The organism is Vibrio sp. 1978 (assembly GCF_033344345.1).
This window is the reverse complement of the sequence record NZ_JAWPOP010000607.1, coordinates 1-638: the sequence shown is the minus strand read 5'-3', so window position 1 is coordinate 638 and position 638 is coordinate 1. Positions and strand designations below refer to the sequence as shown.

At 46.2% G+C, this 638-nt stretch carries 1 protein-coding gene; it reads right to left on the bottom strand.

The features are described from left to right. A partial coding sequence (locus R8N49_RS28095) for an ABC transporter permease (protein WP_318190567.1) occupies window positions 1-522 on the bottom strand: 522 nt, incomplete at its 3' end. Window positions 523-638 lie beyond the last annotated feature (116 nt).

Genomic DNA, 638 nt, shown 5'->3' with positions numbered 1-638 from the left:
GGTAAACTGCGTGGCGTTTGTCACCATTAAACGAACTTTGTCGCCAATAGAAACCTTAAGAGAGCGCGCTAAACTGTGGCCAAGAAACACTTTGTACTCTCCCGCTTGAAGAGAAGACAAACGACCCGCAATCAAATGGTTGGCAATCGGGTCGCCTTTCTTAGGCTCAATCCCAATCAAATAACCTGCCGTTAGTTGTGCCGAACTTTGAATTACCGCCTCTCCGCGAACAACAGGTTCTGGCTCATCAACATCCGACATCGCTTGAATGAATTGCGGCGCAGACTCCGTCAGTGGAGTGCGACCATCATGCTGAGAAATCACCGCGTGAGGAAGAACACCAAGAATGCGCTCTTTCAGTTGCGCTTCGAATCCGTTCATAACCGAAAGCACAGTGACCAACGCCATCACACCGATCGTGATGCCCGCCGTCGACATATAAGAAACAAATCGGCTAAACCTATCTCCGGAGCGTCCCCGAAGATATCTCAAGCCAATAAACAAAGAGATAGGATGATACATACAGGACAAACCAACTGGTTTTCTAATAAGGGCGATTGACCCTAGTTCTAAATAATAAGAGTTATCTTACCTTACTCTTCTCATGAAGAAGACAAGATAATCGCTAAATTTGTCAA